Raw genomic sequence first — 16,122 nt, forward strand, 5'->3', positions numbered from 1 at the left:
CATGCAAATCACGTCTTCTGATCGCCAGTCACCTCGCAGGGCCGCCCGGGCCGTCGCGACCGCCGGGGCCCTCGCGGTCGCCCTGGCGACCGCGGGGTGCTCCTCCACCGGTCCGGCGGCGGCGGACGCCGGGCATCCGGCCGGCAACGTGGTCCGCGTGCCGGAGGACTTCCCCACCGTCCAGAAGGCGGTGGACGTCGCGCGCGAGGGCGACACGGTGCTGGTCGGTCCCGGCACCTACCGCGAGAGCGTGCACCTCGCCAAGCGGAACGTCGTACTGCGCGGCACGGACCGCTCCGCGGTGGTGTTCGACGGCGGGCTGAAGCTGGCCAACGGCATCACCGCCACCGGGCCCGGCTCGGTGGTGGAGAACCTCACCGTCCACGGCTACCTGGCCAACGGCGTGCTGTTCACCGGCGTCACCGACGAGAAGCTGCAGCAGCGCGGCGCGGGCGGCTCGGCGTACGACCCGCTGGACACCGCGCGCTTCCCTCCGGTGGAGGGGTTCCGGGCGACCCGGGTGACGGCGTACAACAACGGCCTGTACGGCATTTACGCCTTCGACGCGCGCGCCGGGGTGATCGAGGAGTCCTACGCCTCCGGGCACGCCGACTCGGGCATCTACGTCGGCCAGTGCAAGCCGTGCGACACCCTGGTGCGCGGCAACACGGTGGAACGGAACGCGGTCGGCGTCGAGTTGACCAACGCCTCGGACGGGCTGTCGATCCTGGGCAACCGCGCGGCGGGCAACCGGGTTGGCGTCACGGTGAACTCCAACGACCTGGAGGCGCTGGCCCCGCAGCACGGCGCGGTGATCGCGGGCAACGTCGTCGTCGACAACAACGCCGCCGACTCTCCCGAGCAGGCGGACGGCGGCTTCGGCATCGGCATCGGGATCGGCGGCGGCACCGCGAACCGGGTGGAGCGCAACCTCGTCCGCGGCAATCGCGCGGCCGGTGTGGTCGTCACCGACCCGGCGGGCCACCCGGCGAGCGGCAACCGGGTCGAGGGCAACCAGGTGGACGGCAACGGCGCCGATCTGGTGCTCGCCTCCGTCGACCCCGGCAACTGCTTCAGCGGCAACCGGCCCGTCAGGCAGAGCCCGGACGGCCTGGAGGCCGCGGCGGCGTGCGGCGGACCGGGGCGCGGGCCGCTGGCCGGCGGTCGGCCGGCTCCGGTGCAGGCGCCGCCCGGTGTCCCGTTCAGCCGGGTGCCGGCGCCGCCCGCGCAGCCGTCGCTGCCGGACCCGGCGGCGCCCGGCCGACCGGCGACCGGCCTGCCGGGGGCGGTGGACCCGGGGGCGTACCCGCTCCCGACGGACCCGGGCGCGCTCCCGCCGCAGCCGGCGGGGTGACGTCCGGCGTGCGGGGCGGCGGACGCCAGGCGGGCCGGCCTCAGCCGGTGAGCCAGGGGGCCTCGGGGAGCTTGGCGGTGTCGTCACGTCCGGCGAAGTCGACCGTGGCCGGGGTGCCCAGACCCGGCATCCGCATCGTCACCCGCCGCAGCCCGCCGTCGCCGTCGACCCAGTAGGTCAGCGGCGACCGCTCGCCGTCGGGCGCAGCACCCTGGGCGCGCGGCCCGGCGAACCGGTCGTAACCACGGCCGTCGATGCGGTCGTGGCCGAGCAGGCGCGCGCCGGACTGGGCGAGCAGCAGCGGGTTGTCGGGCCGGTCGGCGCCGAGCTGGACGATCAGCTGGAGCCCGGCGTCCAGCGGGTCCGCGGTGTAGGTGCGCGGGGACCAGCCCTGCCGGGGGATGCGCTCGGCCTGCTGCCAGGCCGGGCCGCCGGCGCCGGCCGGTTCGGGGGCGAGCCCGAGGCCGCCGGCGTCCCAGACGACCAGGCCGTGGTCGAGCGGGCCGTTCGCCCCGGTGACCTGGTAGCGGCCGGTGCCGCGGCGGGTGCGGTAGTCCACGACGCCCTCGACCCGGACGTCGACGCCCCCGCCCTCGGCGGCGGTGAGCGTCACCGCGACCGGACTGGCCTGGAAGAGGTTCAGCCGTGACAGGGCCAGCCGGGAGGCCTCGTCGACGGTCACCGGCCGCTCCTGCGGCTCGTCGTCGGCGGCGCGGTAGGCGGCCAGGCCGCCCGCGGCGGTGGCGCACACCGCGAGGGCGGCCAGGCTCCTGAGCCAGAAGGTCCGACGACGCGGCCTGGGGGTGTCGGCCTTCGTCTTCCGGGCCATGCGTGTGCCTTCTCTCGTCGGTCGGTCGGTCAGTCGGTCAGTCAGTCGGTCAGGGTCGGTCGGTCGGTCGTAGGTCGGGCGGGCAGTGGGTCGTAGGTCGGCTTTCGGCCGGTCGGGCACAACACACGGGCGGGTCCGGGGACCTGAGGTCCGCGGACCCGCCCGATCGGTACCGGCGCCTCGGCGGCGCCGGTACCCGCCCGGGCCGGTGCGGGCCCGGGCGGGGGTGGGCTACCGGAAACGGCCTACCGGAAGTGGCCTACCGGTTAACGCTGCTGGGCCCGGCGCCGGCGCGCCAGCAGCACGAACGCCGCACCGATGACGGTCAGCGTTCCCGCACCGGCCAGCATCACCGGAATCCCCTCGCCCGCCCCGGTGCTGGCCAGGTGCGATCCGGGGGCGGGGAGCGGCGCGGGCGGAGCGGGCGCCGGGGGAGCCGGCACCGGGGCCTGCGTCTGCGTCGGCACGGGAGCCGGCGTCGGGGTGGGCGTCGGCGTCTCGGTGGGCGTCGGGGTCGGGGTGGGCGTCGGCTTGGGGATCAGCCGGTTGACGGCCGTCACCTCGACTCCGGCGGCGAGGTTGTCGGCGTTCAGGACCAGCGGCCCGAACACCGTGCTCTCCGGCGCGGAGTAGCCCTCGGGCGGGCTCACCTCCTGCCAGTAGTACGTCCCCGGCACACCGCTGCCCTTGCAGAGGCCGTCGGCCCCGGTGGTGCAGGGCTCGCCGACCGCCTTGTCGGCCTTGTCGCCGGTGCTCTGCAGCCCGTCGGTGCCGTTGGTCTCCTTCCAGAGCCGGAACTTCGCGCCCGCCAGCGGCTTGCCGTCCTGGTCGTGCTTGACCAGGCGCAGCGCGCCCTCCTGCTGCCGGAACCCGAAGTCGTAGGTGTGGTCGTTCTCGCCCGGGCCGCCCGTGGTCAGCGCCCGTTCGGCGTACTGCCCGCCCGCCGGGACGACACCCTTGGAGTCGATGAAGGCGTTGTCGCCGACGTCCGCGTCGGTCGGCACCCACTGGTACAGCGGGCCGCCCTTGGCGTAGTCGGCGGGGTTGTCGAGGCGGACGGTGTACTTCGTGCGCGGCTTCAGGCCGCCGGTGACGTTGGAGTCGTCGAAGTAGTACTCACCGCGCGCGGTGGTCCTGGTGGTGCCGACGAGCTTCCCCGTCTCGTCGTACAGGTCGACCGTCGCCCCCGGTACGGGACGCTGGCCCGGGCGCTGGATGCCGCTGCGCTCGGGGTCGTACCAGACCCGGTTGCCGATCTGGAGCGGGGCCTGGTCGCAGAGCACCTCCAGGTCGCCCATCGAGGCGCCCTTGCCGAACGGGGCGACCTCGCCCTGCGGGGTGAGCCGGAAGCCGAACTTCGGGTCCTGCGCGCCGTTCCGCTGGAGGAACGACGTGCCGTAGCCGAGCGCGGTGTGGTTGGGGTCGAAGGCGGAGGTCGCGATGGTGTTCTCGACCTTGGAGTCGGCCATGCCCGCGAACGCAGTGTTGCGGTGACCGCCCCAGCTGGTGTCGAAGAAGCGGGTGCCCCGGGGGGACAGTCCGCAGCCGCCGTTGGTGTCCATCACATAGGCGCCGTTCGCCGGGCAGGCCTTGTTGAGGTCACCGCCCGACATGACGGAGGAGTAGGGCACACCGGACGGCCCGCGGTCGGCGAAGCGGTCGCGGAACGCCAGCAGCATCGAGCCGTCGGTCTCGAAGGCGATCTCGCCGAGCTCGGGTTCGGGCTGGGCGATGGTGGCGTTACCGCACGCGTTGCCGTTCTGCGAGGTCGGCCACGTGTTGGTCCACGGGAACCAGGCGGCCCCGTCGCAGGGGCCCCCTCCGACGGTCGTCTGGCGCGGGTAGTCCAGCGGCTGGTTCAGGACCGGCGCCGCGAAGGCACCGGTGGCCAGGTCGAACGGCAGCACCACGGCCCGCAGGTCGGAGGCCTTGCCGGTCGACTCGCCCGAGCAGACGCCGCCGAGGTATCCGGTGCCGTCCTGCAGACCGAGACCGAACGGGCGCCAGTCCCCGGCCGCCGGGCAGCCCGGGTCCGGGACGGGGTAGGCGGCCTTCGGCGCGGTGGCCGTGGGCGCGGTGGCGTCGTAGCGGTAGAGCTTGCGGTCGTGGAGGTTGACGACGAAGAGGTCCTTGCCGTCGTCGGTGACCTTGATGCCGCCGAGGCTCTCCTTGCCCGGCACCGCGAGGAACCCGTCGTCGGTGCCGCCGCCGTGGGCGGTGGTGCCGGTGTCCGGGACGGTGGCGAACAGCGTGGTCCGCTTCGTCTCGACGTCCGTCACGTAGATCCCGCCCGCGCCGCCGGGGCCGTAGTCCGTGGTGCGCTTGGCGACGGCCGAGGAGAACACCCGCCGGTCGGCCCGGCTCCACGCGATGCCGTACAGCGTGCCGGTCTCGGCGTTGGTGGCGATGTTCGTGGCGTTCGCGTCCACGCCGTCCTGGCCGCGCGCGCTGTACGGGAAGGAGACCAGCGTGCGCTGCGTCCCGCCCTCGCGCGTCGTGGGCTGACAGGTCGTCACCAGCGTTGCGTTCTTCTGGCAGTAGTCGCCGGGGCTCCACAGCCCGGTGGTGAGCGACGCGTTCTTGCCACCGGAGAGGTCGACGAACTCCTCGTTGCTGCTGAGCTGGTTGGGCGCGCCGTCCAGGCCCTGGCGGGAGGCGAAGGCCGGATAGAGCTTGCCCGGCTTCGGGTTCACCACCTGGACACGGTACTTGCCGCCGGTGAGCTTGGTGCCCGGCACCAGCGTCACCGTGCCGTCCGCCGCCGTGGTGCCCTCGACGCCGGCCCCCGCGTCGTCGGTGAGGGTCACCTTCACGCCGGCCATGCCGGGCTCCAGCGCGGGCGTCCACACCCCGGTGGTGTCCACGGCCCGCACCACGCGGACCGTCACCGTCCCGTCGGCCGCCTGCGGGAACGCGGCCGGGGCGGCCAGTAGCGAGCACGCCCCGATTCCGAGGAGCAGCGCCGCGGCGCCGCCCACGGTACGGCGGCCGAGCACTCCCGGCCGCCGCCGCTCCGGGCCGCGCGCGGCACCGGATTCCTGTTCACGTGTGGTTGTCATCCCTGCTCTCATCGTGCAGTTGGGCCTGCCGCCCCGACCCCGCGAGGGAGCTCGCGTGTGGCGGAAAGCCGCCATTGGTAATGGGAGCCTAAAGGGATTTCGGACAAGTTCGCAGGGAAACGAGGAACTTTGACGAATGACCAGACGTTCCCCGTGAGGTTGCGCCCTGACGGTCCGTCAGTCTCCTAGAGGCCCAGCCGGCGGCGCGCCGACACCACCGCCGCCCGGACGGAGCGCGCCGGCCGTCGCCGACCGCGCCCGCCCACGGCGGTGGAGCCGCCCAGCGCCGTGGAGCCCGTCCTGGTGAAGGTGAGCGGGGCCGCCGCGGCCAGCGCCCCGGCGACGGCGCCCGCCCCCGGGGCGCTGTACCGCCGGCGGCGGGCCAGCGCCCGGCCGCCCGCCCAGAGCGCCAGCGCCCCGCACAGCGTGACGGCCGTCCAGCCGGCCGGGCCCAGCGCATGGTCGGCCCGCTGGATCGCGCGCGGCAGGACGCCCGTCGCCGGGGCCTCGGCGGGGGAGGAGGCGGCGCCGGCCTCCTCGACCAGCTGCCCGACCGGCTGGACCTTCCCGATCGCCGCGAACCCCCAGTCGAGCAGCCCGGCCGCCTCGTCGTACACCGTCGCCTGGGCCTCCGGGTGCATCACCGTCACCAGCAGCGTGCGCCCGCCGCGTTCGGCGGCGCCGGTGAAGGTCGCCCCGGCATTGGTGGTGTAGCCGTTCTTCACCCCGATCAGGCCGGGGTACTTGCCGAGCAGCCGGTCGGTGTTGGCGATGTCGAAGGCGGTGCGCTGCCCGGTGGTCTTGTCCACCCCGCCGGGGAAGCGCGCGGTGCGGGTGGAGCAGTACGCGCGGAAGTCCCGGTTGCGCAGCCCGGCCCGGGCGAACAGCGTGAGGTCGTACGCCGAGGAGACCTGACCGTCCTGGTCGTAGCCCTCGGGGGACACCACGTGGGTGTCCCGGGCCTGCAGCGACTCGGCGCGGGCCTGCATCTGGGCCACGGTCTGCGCCAGCCCGCCGTTCATGTGGGCGAGCACGTGCACCGCGTCGTTGCCGGAGCTGAGGAAGACGCCCCGCCAGAGGTCCTCCACCCGGTAGGGCAGGTTCTCCTTGATGCCGACGAGGCTGCTGCCCGCGCCCAGGTTGGCCAGCTCGGCGGGCGCCACCCGGTGCTCCAGCGAGCGGTCGAACTTGGGCAGCACGGTGTCCGCGAACAGCATCTTCAGCGTGCTCGCGGGCGCCAGCGGCAGATGTGCGTTGCGGGCCGCCAGCACCTCGCCGGTGGTCGCGTCCGCGACCAGCCAGGACCGCCCGCTCAGCCCGGTCGGCAGTGCGGGCGCCCCGGCCAGCGGCGCCACCTGGACGGCCGGGCGGGCCAGCCGCGCGCCGCCGACCACGGCCGCCGCGTCCTGTCCGGACCCGTCGGGGGCCGCGGTCCCGGACGCCGCGGGCGCCGCGGCGGCGGGGCCCGCCGCGACCAGGGCGAGGACGGCGCAGGCGGCGGACAGGCTCCTGACGTGGTGTGACATCTGCTGCACATCGCGAACGTACCCGCGTCCCGCGCGCCCCGCCGCGCCCGCTGCTCCGTCCGGGCCACGACCTCGGCCGTGTCCGGCGCCGACGGCGCGCGCGGCGTCGGGTACGGCGCCGGGTTTGACGCCGGTGTTCCCGGAGGGGACGCCGAAGGCCCCGACGGATTGGTGAATCCGCCGAGGCCCTGGCTTCCGCAGATCAGGGTCAGGTCACGGAGTGTGATCGGTCACGGTCCTTGGACCTGCCGACCGGCACGTCCTCGCAGTAGCCGAGCCTGATCGTCACCCGGTGGAAGTCGCCCTTCAGCCCGCCCTCGTTCGGCCCGGTGTGACCCGGGACGAGGCCGCCCATCTCCTTCCAGGCCCCGTCCTTCAGCACCGGCGGGGTGGAGGTGGGCAGGTCGAAGGAGACCTCCGTCCCCTGGGCGAGGGCCACCTTCGTGTTGTTGGTGATCCGCAGCTTCGGCTGCATCGGCCACATGTCCGCGGTGTCGGTGGGGAAGTCCACTAACTCGGCCTTCACGTCGATCACCTGGGCCGACAGGGCCCTGCCGCCGCCGGTGGCGATGCCGGGCGCCCCGGAGCACGTTGTCGAGCCGGGTGGTCAGGTCGTACCCCATCCCCCACTCGCCGTTGGGGCGCCTGGTGTAGTCACCGGAGAGCTCCCAGACCATCGCGCCGCCCACGCCGTTGTCCGCGGTGTACTGGCCCGCCCCGGTCGGGCACCCGCTCAGGGTGCGCCCGGCGGCCGCACCGTCGCCTCGATGCCGTCGAGCAGGACGGCGAGGCCGGTGCGGAAGGTGTCGCGGGCCTGGTCCGACAGGTGGTCGGCGCCGCTCCCGGGGGCGGGTGCGGCGCCGCTCTCCAGCGCGGTCAGCAGCGGGAAGCGCTCGGCGAAGTCCGGTGCCATCTCCGCCAGTTGGGCGGAGCGGGCGTACCACCACTCCTCGTCGGGCACCCCGGTGGCGGCGGCCGCCGCGCCGGCCTCGGCGGCCACCTGGGCCATCCCGCGGACGAACTGCCAGAGCGCGCCGACCACGCCCCGCAGCAGGCGGGGCTCCAGATCCGCCCCGTGCAGGATCCGCAGCACCGTCTCCATCGCGCCCAGCTCGGCCGGGCCCAGGACCGGTCGGGCCTGCGAGACCTGGAGGACCCACGGGTGGCGCAGGTAGAAGGCGTAGGCGTCCCCCGCCCATTCGGTGGCGGCGGGGCGCCAGCCGGCGGCGGTGTCGTAGTCGGTGGGCAGTTCGGCCAGCGCCCGGTCGTGCATCAGGTCGACCAGTTCGTCCTTGCCCGGCACATAGGTGTACAGCGCCATGGCGGTGCGGCCGAGCCGTTCGCCGACCGCCCGCATGGAGAGCGCGGCCATCCCCTGGGCGTCGGCCACCGCGATCGCCGCCGTCACGATCGCGTCCACGCTCAGGCCCGGTTTGGGTCCGCTGCGGGCGGTGCGCGGCTCGTCCGGACCGCCCGGGGCGCGCCAGAGCAGGGACAGCGAACGGCGGGCATCGCCCTGTCCGGCGAACACGACCACGACGGCAACTCCTTATGCTGTAAGGTAACCTCGTCCAGGTAACTCCTTATGCCGTAAGGTTATCAGTGGAGCCGAAAACGGAGGGTTCGACGGTGGATCTGCCCGTCACGTTCGTCCAGGTCGTCGAGGTCGTGCGGATCACCCCGCGGATGGCCCGCATCACCTTTCAGGCGCAGGCGCTCGCCGACTCCGTCGGCCGCGCACCCGACCAGCAGGTGAAACTCTGCTTCCCGAGGAGCGGGCAGGCGGCGCCCGTGCTGCCGGCCGCGAGCGCGGACGCGATGGGCTGGTACCAGGCCTATCTGGCCGTCCCCGAGGCCGAACGCCCCTGGATGCGCGGCTTCACCATCCGCCGCCGCCGGCCCGGCACCCGCCTGCTGGAGATCGACTTCGTGCTGCACGGCGACACCGGGCCGGCGAGCGCCTGGGCGGGACGCGCCCGGCCCGGGGACCGGCTCGGCATGGTCGGGCCGTCCGAGCTCTACGCCCGGCCGGTGTCGCTTGCCGAGACCGCCGCCGGGGCCGACTGGCTGCTGTTCGCCGGGGACGAGACCGCGCTGCCGGCGATCGCCACCCTGGTCGAGGCGCTGCCCGCGGGCGTCGGGGCGGTGGCCTTCATCGAGGTCGCGGACGCCGCCGAGCGCCAGGCCTTCGACACCCGCGCCGAGCTGGCCGTCCACTGGGTGCACCGGGACGGCGCCGCCCCCGGAGGTCCGCTGACCGCCGCCGTCCGGGCCGCCGAACTGCCCGGCGGCACCCCGTTCGCCTGGCTGGGCGGCGAGGCGGGCGCCGTCCGGACGCTGCGCCGCCACCTGATCGAGGAGCGCGGACTGGCCAGGCGGGAGATCGAGTTCGGCGGCTACTGGCGGTACCGGCTCAGCCAGGACGACGCCCCGACCGAGGAGGACCTGGCCGAGGCGAAGGAGCGGCTGGCGGCGGCGCAGGGCGGCGGCTGACCGGCTCCCGGCCGCCCGCCGGGCCGCGGGCGTGGACCGTTTGGGACGGGCCCGGATCAGGCCGGGGCGGCGGCAGACCGGCTCCCGGCGTCGCGCGCCCGGCGGGAAGTGTCAGACCCGGCCCAGCGGGAGCAGGTACTGGACGGGTTCGGCCAGGTCGTCCAGGGCGAGCAGTTCGTGGGCCAGGTCGTCGTGGAGGCCGCCGAGCGGGGTGGTGGCGAGGCCGAAGGCCGCGGCGGTGAGCAGCAGGGTCTGCGTCACGTGGCCGGCCTCCAGCAGGCCCAGGCGCAGCGCCCGCAGGCCGTAGCGGCGGCGCAGGAGGCCGAGGTCGAGGTAGACGGCGAGCAGGGCGGGTGCGTTGTCGATGCCGACGAAGTCCGGGTCGTCGGCGCGGCGGGAGAGGTAGGAGGAGAGCGCCTTGAGTTCGGCGAGGGCGGGGGCCGGGCCGATCCGGCGCAGCGCGCGCTGCTCCGGATCGCAGTGGTAGGTGCCGGCCTCGAGGCCGGTCACGTCCCGGGCCACCAGGCGCAGCCGGACGGTGTAGAGCGCGCCGGCGCTGGGGTAGGGCCGGTGCCGGCGGGTGCGGACGGTGCCGTCGGCAAGGGGCTGCCGGGAGTCGTGGCTCGGGGCGTGCGCGGACCACAGGACGCCGCCGAGGGTGCCCGCGGTGAGCGGCCCGTGCAGCGGGCCCCGGGCCGAGGTGCGGCTGTGCAGGGCCTCGGCCAGCGACAGGTGCGGCAGGGGGTCGGCGGCCAGCGGGATCGCGGGGAGCCGGGTGCGGGCCGCGGGTGCGGGCGGCAGCTCGCGCAGGGCGGTGTCCTCGGACCGGCCGATCTGGAACTTGCTGCGCTCCAGGTACTGGTGGTCGGCGGCGCGGTGTCCGGTGGGGAAGAAGGCGGGGGCGTCCTCGGTCTCCAGGAGGCTGCGGGCGGCGAGGCGGCACACGGCGCGCTCCTCGTCCGGGCCGACGCCGAGGCGGTTGAGCAGCATGTGCAGCTGGGAGGCCCAGATCCAGGGAAGGCGGTGGGCCTGGTCAGGTGGGACGGCGGCCTTCAGCCGCGCGTCGGCGGCGCGGACCTGGTCGGCCCACTCGGCCAGCCAGGGGGAGGCGGCGCCGCTGTCGAGGCTCACCCGCAGGGCGCGGGCGCGGCGGGCCAGGGCCTGCCGCTGCAGGGCGAAGACGGAGTTCACCCGGGTGTGGACGGCGCTGCCGGGCAGCGGCTCGAACTCGGTGGTCCACCGCCAGGAGGCCGCGTGGCGCCGCAGCCACTGGGCGGCGGCGAGTTCGTCCAGGCCGAGCGCGTGGGCGGTGGTGTGGGCGAGGTCGAGGGCGAGCGGTAGACGGGCCGACGGCTCGGGGGCGGCCCGTAGGGCGTGGACCGCGGCGCGGGAGGAGTGGATGAACACCTCCTCGGCGATCGGGAGTGCGGCCGGGCCGCCGTAGCGCTCGGTCTCCGGCCGGTAGGGCACGGCCTGGACCTCGCCGTGGCGGGAGGGCCAGGGGCCGTCGACGGCGGTGCGGCCGGCGGCGAGTCGGGCGAGGGCGGCGGCGAGCTCCTCGGCCGGCGGCCGGGCGGCGGGTGTGCCGCGCAGCCGGATGCGCAGGTGGGGGCCGCCCTCGCCGTAGCGGATGAAGAACCAGTGGGCGCCGGGGTGTTGCCCGGTCAGGTCGTCCAGCAGGGGTGCGAGGTCGTCCGTGAGGAAGGAGTCGGTGTCCTCGCGGGTGGTGTGCAGGGCGAGGTGGAGGCTCTGCCAGGCGTCGGCGGGTGCGGCCTCGGGGGCGCTGGAGTGCTGGTGGGTGGTCATGAGTTCCTCACGGGGCGGGCCGGGGAAGGAGCGGGTCGGGAAGGGGGGCGGGCCGCTGCAACCGGCGTCACGGGAACGGGTGCGGGTGGAGCGGGAGTTCGTCGTGGCGCAGCGGGCGGGGGGTGCGGCCGAGCCGGTGCGGTACCTCCAGCAGCCGGGGCAGGCCGAGGGTGCGGCGGTTGACGTGGCCGAAGGTCATCGGGAGGGAGCCGGGGACGATCACCTTGGCGCAGTGCAGGCCGAGCCGGTCCCGGACGCCGGGTTCGTCCTGGGTGACCACCAGCACCTCCAGGCCCTCGGCGGCGAACCGGTCGACGGTGCGGTCCAGGAGCCGGCCCAGGTCGGTCACCGGTTCGGGTGCGCCGGGCCAGCGGTCCTGCCACGGTGCCTCGGGGCCGGAGGCGAACAGGAAGTCGAGGCGGGGCTGCGCCTCGGGCAGGGTGTTGAGGCCGACGTGGTCGTCCAGGGTGACGACCAGCTCGGGCCGGTCCAGCATCGGGCGCAGCCGGTCCGGATCGCGGACGCCTCCGGGGCCGTTGGGGCGGTGGGCGGCCTCCTGGACGTTGGTGACGACCTCGGCGACCGCCGACCGGATCGCCGCCCGCGGGTCGTGGTGGGCCCCGGCGGCGAGGAAGCTGCGGGGTGCCCGGGGGTGGGTGCCCTGGTAGCGGCAGAGGGCGAGCACAGCGGGGATGCCCAGGTCGTTGGTGGCGTCGAGCAGGGTCAGCCGGTAGCCGAGGAGGGTGGCGCGGTCGGCGAGGTGGGCGACTTCGGGGTCGTCGGTGGGCACGGTGACGGCGGGCAGCGGCGCACCGGTGTACCAGGCCATCAGAAAGGCGTCTCGTTCGGCGACTTCGAAGAGGCCGTACAGGGCGGCCTCCTGCGGGCTGTTGCCGAGTCCGCAGCCGTTGGAGGACTCGTAGACCACCCGCGGACGCTCCCGGTCCGGCGTGTCGGGGACGTCCCAGTAGGCGACGTGTTCGGGTACGGCCAGGGCGCGGCCCCGGGTGAGCGACCAGCCGTACACCCAGTCCAGGACGAGGTCCGGGGTGTAGGGGACGGTGCGGCGGTCGGGGTGGCCCTGGTGGACCGGGTCGGGCAGGCCGAGCCGGGCGGGGTCGACGGCGCGCTGCGGGCCGAGTTCGGCGTACCCGGCGCGCAGCACGGTGCGTCGTCCGGTGGGGCGCATCCCGGCGAACCGCTCCACCCCCTCGAACAGGGCGATGCGTTCGCTGGTGCGGAAGTCGCGGGCCCGGCCGTAGCCGCCGGCGTCGATCAGCCGGCCGTCCGTCACCCAGGCGGTGGTGAGGGCGAAGGCGGAGTCCTCGGTGCGGAAGAGCCGGCGGACGGGGCCGAAGCGTTCGTCGTACAGCTCGGCCCGCAGCCGGTCCGGTTCGGTGCGGTCGTTGGCGCCGCGCAGTACGGCGGGGTCGGGCAGCGGCCGGGGCCCGGCGGGCGGCCGGGCGGCGTCGGCGCGGTCGGCCGGCAGGGGGTGGCAGACCGGGCAGCCGCCGACCGGGCGGACGCGGTGGGTCGACCAGGTGGCGCGGTTGCCGTGGACGATGTGCACGGTCGCGCCGGGCGCGGCGGGGGCCTCCTGTTCGGCGGGCAGATCCGCGGCGAGTAGATCCGTGGCGAGCAGGGTGACGGCCTCGGCCAGCGCCGGGGTGCCGGTGCCGCCGAGCGCCAGCCGGGGGCTGTGCCAGGGGACCCGGCCGCCGGCGGTGGCCAGCCGCTGGTACTCGGTGCAGTGGAGGCAGGCGGCGGCGCCGGGGTGGAGCACCGGGCCGACCACCGTCAGTGCCCCGTCCTCGCGTACCGGTACGAACCGCACCGGGTGCTTCAAGGCGTGGCGGCTCAGCCGTTCGGCCAGTTCGAGGGTCCACTCGGTGAGGTGGACGACGGCGGTGCCGGCCGTGGTCGCCAGGGCCCGGGCCGGGGTCAGGGCGGGAGGAGCCAGGGCGGACCGGGTCAGGGCGGGCGGGGTCAGGGCGGGCGGGGCTGAAGGAGCCGAGGCCGGGTCGGGTCGGGCCGGGGCGGTCATCGGTGTCCTCCGGAGGCGGCCGGGATCAGGACGGTGAAGCCGCAGGCGCGCAGGCCGGCGGCCAGCGGGTGGTCGGATCCGCCCGGGGGCCGCCAGAGCGCGGTGCGCAGTCCGGTCAGCCGGTGGAGGGCGGCCCGCAGGGCGGGTTCGCGGGCGGCGAGACCGGCCAGCCAGTGGTCGGTCCAGCCGTCGTCCGCCCACTCGGTCGGCCGGATCCCGGCGGCGGCGATCGGGGCGCAGGCCCCGGACAGGGCGGTGTGGTCGGCGGTGCCGAGAGCGTGGTCGGCCATCGTGCGGGTGAGGGCCGCGAGCGCGGCGAGGGCGGCCGCGTCGGCCGGGGTGGCCTCCACCGCCCGGGCGGGCGGGGCCGTGGAGGTCCGGACGGTGGCCAGGAACACCTGCTCCGAGCCGAGCCGCCGGACGGTCATGGCGGCCTCGGGGTGCAGACGGCGGGTGAGCGTGGTCCACCAGTGCCGGGCCTGGGGGTGGTCGCGCCAGCCGTCCTCGGACGGCTCCGGCCCGGTGTCGGCGGGCCGGGCGAGGGCGGCTCGGCGCAGCGCGCGCCCCACGGCGTGGTCCGCGGTGGCGCCGACCACCGCGCCCGCGGCCCCGGCGGACCGGTCGGCGGACAGGTGGAGTTCGGCGGACCGGCAGACGGCCTCCAGCCGGGCCAGGTCCGTCCGGACCGCCCCGGCCACCAGGGTGCCGGCCGGGGTGCGGCAGGAGGCCAGCGCGGCGGGGAGCTGGGGCAGGTCGCCGGGCAGGGGTGCGTCGAGTACGCCGAGGCGCGGGTCGCCGAGGGCGTCGGTGCGGCGCAGCGCCTCGGCGAGGTCCACCGGGGCGGGGGCGTCCAGCGGGTGGCCGGGGGTCGGAGGGCCCGCGGCCCAGGGGTGGTAGTCGGCCCGGGGCGGCCGGGCCTGGGCGAGCAGCACGGCGGGGCGGCCGGTCAGCAGGCGCGGGTCCTGGTCGGGGTCGGACGGATCGGGCAGGCCGGCGATCGCGCAGAGGAGGCGCTGGGCGGCGGCCCCGGCGAGGAGCGCGCGCAGGGCCGGAGGCGCGTCCGGCGCGGGCGGTGCGGGCGGTGCGTCCGAATCCGGCGGTGCGTCGGCCGGGGCCGGGTGTGCGTCGGACGCGGGACCGGTCGGCGCAGCGGCCCCGCGGAGGCGGGCGGCGAGCGCCGAGGCGTCCGCGCGGGCCCGGGCGGGGACGGCGGGTGCGGTGACGAAGCCGTCGTCGGCGTCCACCACCACGGCCACCGGCGGTGTGGCGGTGGCGGCCAGCACCCGCCCGGTCGGCAGGGCCGGGTCGGCGGTGATCTCGGGGGTGGTGCCCGCCCGGGTGAGGGCGTCGGCGAGGGCGAGGGCGAACGGATGGTCGGGGTGCGCCGCGGTGATCACCGGGCGGGCGGCGGCGAGCGCCCTGGCCGCCTCGGCCGGGTGGGCGGCCACCGAGCCGGGCCAGGGCGGGAGTTCGGTCCCGTCGGGGTGCTCGACCAGCAGGTCGTGGTCGCGCAGTCGGGCGGTCAGGGTGGTGAGCGCGGCCTCCACCCGGGGGTCGGGCGGGGAGGCGGGGGTGCTCGGGGCATCGTCTGCCGTCTCGCCGAGCCGGTCGCCGAGCAGTCGCCACAGGGCCGGGAGCGCCCGGCTGCCCTCCAGGGTGACGGCGCCGTCCCGGCCGCGCAGGTGCAGCCCCGCCCGCAGGGGAGTGGCGGCGACCCCGGGGCGCAGCCTCGGCCGCCCGGACGGCGTGGGCGGTTCCCCGGACGGCGTGGGCGGGGACGGCTCGGTGGGCGGGGCGGGGTGCGCCCGCGCGCGGTCGGCGCTCACGCGGACCGCTCCACCGCGTCGACCACTGCGCCGAGCCGGGCCCGCCAGTCGTGGCCGGTGACGTCCGGCACGGCCTGTACCACCAGGTGGGCCGCCAGGTAGCGCTCCAGCGGCTGGACGTCGCAGATCGCGAGCAGCCGGTAGAGCGCGTTGGTACAGGCCCGGTAGATCAGATAGTCCGGCCGGCTCCACATCGTCCCCTGCGGGTCGGAGCGGCTGAGCAGGCGGTGGAACTCGCTGTACCGGGTGCGGGCGTCCCGGTCCCAGCGTTCGGCGGTGGCCGGATCGCCGAGGGCGGCGGCGCGCTCGCGGTACTCCTGCGGGTCGCCGCCGAGGTCGGCGCCGGCCGCCAGGCGCTCCGCGGTGAGCTGCCAGGCGGTGGCGGACCACTGCGCCCAGACCTGCTCCCAGCCGTCCGCCGCGCCGCCCGCGATCCGGGCGACCAGGGCGGTGACCGTCGGCCGGGTGGCCTGCCGGCGCTGCTCGAAGGCCGCGCGCAGCCGCCCGTGCGGGTCGTCGTGCACCAGGAAGTCCTCCAGGTGCGAGACGAAGGAGTAGTGACCGCCGATCAGGCCGTCCGGGTGGGCGCTCGCATGGGCGGTGAGCGCCGCCACGGCGAGCCGGACCCGGGCGGCCGGGGCGTCGCCGTGCGCGCCGAGGACGTCGCAGGCGGAGCGCAGCGCCGGCAGGCCCAGCCGCAGCAGGTCGTCGCGGAGCGCCAGGCCGTCGGCGCCGAGCAGGGCGCGCAGCGAGGACCGGTTGACGGCTTCGATGCGGACGGTGTTGTCCGGCACCAGCGGGCCGTACGGCGGGGCGATCAGTTCCGCGCGGCCGGCCGCGGCGGCCTGTTCGAGCAGCTGCTGCTCGGTGAGGTCGGCGACCGAGGGGTGGGTGCGGGCCCGGTCGCGCAGGGCGTCGGCGGTCCGTTCGGCGGTCGCGGCGACGAGCTCGGCCGGGCCCCGCAGCCGCAGCCGTACATGCGGGCCGTACAGCCAGTGGCGTTCGACGTGGACGGCCAGCCCGGCGGCGGCCGCGCGGTCGGCGAGCGGCAGGACGGCCTCGCGCAGCAGCGGGGCCTTGGTGGGGTGGCGGTGGTACAGGACGACGTCGCGGGCGGTGTTGTCCGGCTGGCCGCCGGCCGGGTGGCTCATCGGGTGTCTCCTTCGCGAACGCCGGGCGGACCGG

11 protein-coding genes are annotated in these 16,122 nt (G+C 76.2%); 2 read left to right on the top strand and 9 right to left on the bottom strand.

Annotation, left to right across the window (positions count from 1 at the left end; genetic code table 11):
* Window position 1: 1 nt before the first annotated feature.
* Window positions 2-1,354, top strand: coding sequence for a right-handed parallel beta-helix repeat-containing protein (locus ACGFZP_RS15950; protein ID WP_392932706.1), 1,353 nt, complete (start codon window positions 2-4; stop codon window positions 1,352-1,354).
* A gap of 40 nt (window positions 1,355-1,394) precedes the next feature.
* Here ACGFZP_RS15950 and ACGFZP_RS15955 read toward each other — a convergent pair whose 3' ends face one another.
* The 5 genes from ACGFZP_RS15955 to ACGFZP_RS15975 form a co-directional block, all read right to left on the bottom strand.
* A complete protein-coding gene (locus ACGFZP_RS15955; RefSeq protein ID WP_392932709.1) occupies window positions 1,395-2,183 on the bottom strand; it encodes a hypothetical protein in 789 nt (262 codons plus the stop codon).
* Between the two features lie 266 nt (window positions 2,184-2,449).
* Window positions 2,450-5,242, bottom strand: a complete 2,793-nt coding sequence (locus ACGFZP_RS15960; RefSeq protein ID WP_392932711.1) for an SdrD B-like domain-containing protein — start codon at window positions 5,240-5,242, stop codon at window positions 2,450-2,452.
* 185 nt (window positions 5,243-5,427) lie between these two features.
* Complete coding sequence (locus tag ACGFZP_RS15965) at window positions 5,428-6,768, bottom strand: D-alanyl-D-alanine carboxypeptidase family protein (RefSeq protein WP_392933479.1); 1,341 nt, start codon at window positions 6,766-6,768, stop codon at window positions 5,428-5,430.
* 208 nt (window positions 6,769-6,976) lie between these two features.
* A complete protein-coding gene (locus ACGFZP_RS15970; RefSeq protein WP_392932714.1) occupies window positions 6,977-7,294 on the bottom strand; it encodes a chitinase C-terminal domain-containing protein in 318 nt (105 codons plus the stop codon).
* A gap of 207 nt (window positions 7,295-7,501) precedes the next feature.
* Window positions 7,502-8,305 carry a TetR/AcrR family transcriptional regulator C-terminal domain-containing protein gene (locus tag ACGFZP_RS15975; protein ID WP_392932716.1) on the bottom strand — a complete coding sequence of 268 codons (804 nt, stop codon included), beginning with the start codon at window positions 8,303-8,305 and terminating at the stop codon, window positions 7,502-7,504.
* Between the two features lie 92 nt (window positions 8,306-8,397).
* On the opposite strand from ACGFZP_RS15975, the gene ACGFZP_RS15980 reads away from it, so the two are divergent.
* Complete coding sequence (locus ACGFZP_RS15980; protein ID WP_392932717.1) at window positions 8,398-9,261, top strand: siderophore-interacting protein; 864 nt, start codon at window positions 8,398-8,400, stop codon at window positions 9,259-9,261.
* A gap of 111 nt (window positions 9,262-9,372) precedes the next feature.
* Here the strand turns inward: ACGFZP_RS15980 and ACGFZP_RS15985 are convergent, their stop codons facing one another.
* The 4 genes from ACGFZP_RS15985 to ACGFZP_RS16000 all read right to left on the bottom strand — a co-directional run bounded on the left by ACGFZP_RS15985 (window position 9,373) and on the right by ACGFZP_RS16000 (window position 16,088).
* Window positions 9,373-11,067, bottom strand: a complete 1,695-nt coding sequence (locus ACGFZP_RS15985) for a thiopeptide-type bacteriocin biosynthesis protein (protein ID WP_392932720.1) — start codon at window positions 11,065-11,067, stop codon at window positions 9,373-9,375.
* A 67-nt stretch (window positions 11,068-11,134) separates the two neighbouring features.
* Entirely contained in the window at window positions 11,135-13,111 is a 1,977-nt protein-coding gene (locus ACGFZP_RS15990; RefSeq protein WP_392932722.1) for a TOMM precursor leader peptide-binding protein, read from the bottom strand.
* Window positions 13,108-14,937 carry a hypothetical protein gene (locus tag ACGFZP_RS15995; RefSeq protein WP_392932725.1) on the bottom strand — a complete coding sequence of 610 codons (1,830 nt, stop codon included), beginning with the start codon at window positions 14,935-14,937 and terminating at the stop codon, window positions 13,108-13,110. Before ACGFZP_RS15995 ends, ACGFZP_RS15990 begins: the two co-directional genes overlap by 4 nt.
* Window positions 14,934-16,088 (bottom strand): hypothetical protein, encoded by a 1,155-nt coding sequence (locus tag ACGFZP_RS16000; protein ID WP_392932727.1) that lies wholly within the window; start codon window positions 16,086-16,088, stop codon window positions 14,934-14,936. The genes ACGFZP_RS15995 and ACGFZP_RS16000 overlap by 4 nt, the downstream gene beginning before the upstream one ends.
* Window positions 16,089-16,122 lie beyond the last annotated feature (34 nt).

It is taken from the genome of Kitasatospora sp. NPDC048239 (assembly GCF_043202015.1).
GTDB lineage: Bacteria > Actinomycetota > Actinomycetes > Streptomycetales > Streptomycetaceae > Kitasatospora.

What these genes read in the sequence shown, in the direction of transcription:
- ACGFZP_RS15955 (WP_392932709.1), bottom strand. Translation starts at nt 2,183, where the DNA reads ATGGCCCGGAAGACGAAGGCCGACACCCCCAGGCCGCGTCGTCGGACC.
- ACGFZP_RS15965 (WP_392933479.1), bottom strand. Translation starts at nt 6,768, where the DNA reads ATGTCACACCACGTCAGGAGCCTGTCCGCCGCCTGCGCCGTCCTCGCC.
- ACGFZP_RS16000 (WP_392932727.1), bottom strand. Translation starts at nt 16,088, where the DNA reads ATGAGCCACCCGGCCGGCGGCCAGCCGGACAACACCGCCCGCGACGTC.
- ACGFZP_RS15960 (WP_392932711.1), bottom strand. Translation starts at nt 5,242, where the DNA reads ATGACAACCACACGTGAACAGGAATCCGGTGCCGCGCGCGGCCCGGAG.
- ACGFZP_RS15985 (WP_392932720.1), bottom strand. Translation starts at nt 11,067, where the DNA reads ATGACCACCCACCAGCACTCCAGCGCCCCCGAGGCCGCACCCGCCGAC.
- ACGFZP_RS15950 (WP_392932706.1), top strand. Translation starts at nt 2, where the DNA reads ATGCAAATCACGTCTTCTGATCGCCAGTCACCTCGCAGGGCCGCCCGG.
- ACGFZP_RS15990 (WP_392932722.1), bottom strand. Translation starts at nt 13,111, where the DNA reads ATGACCGCCCCGGCCCGACCCGACCCGGCCTCGGCTCCTTCAGCCCCG.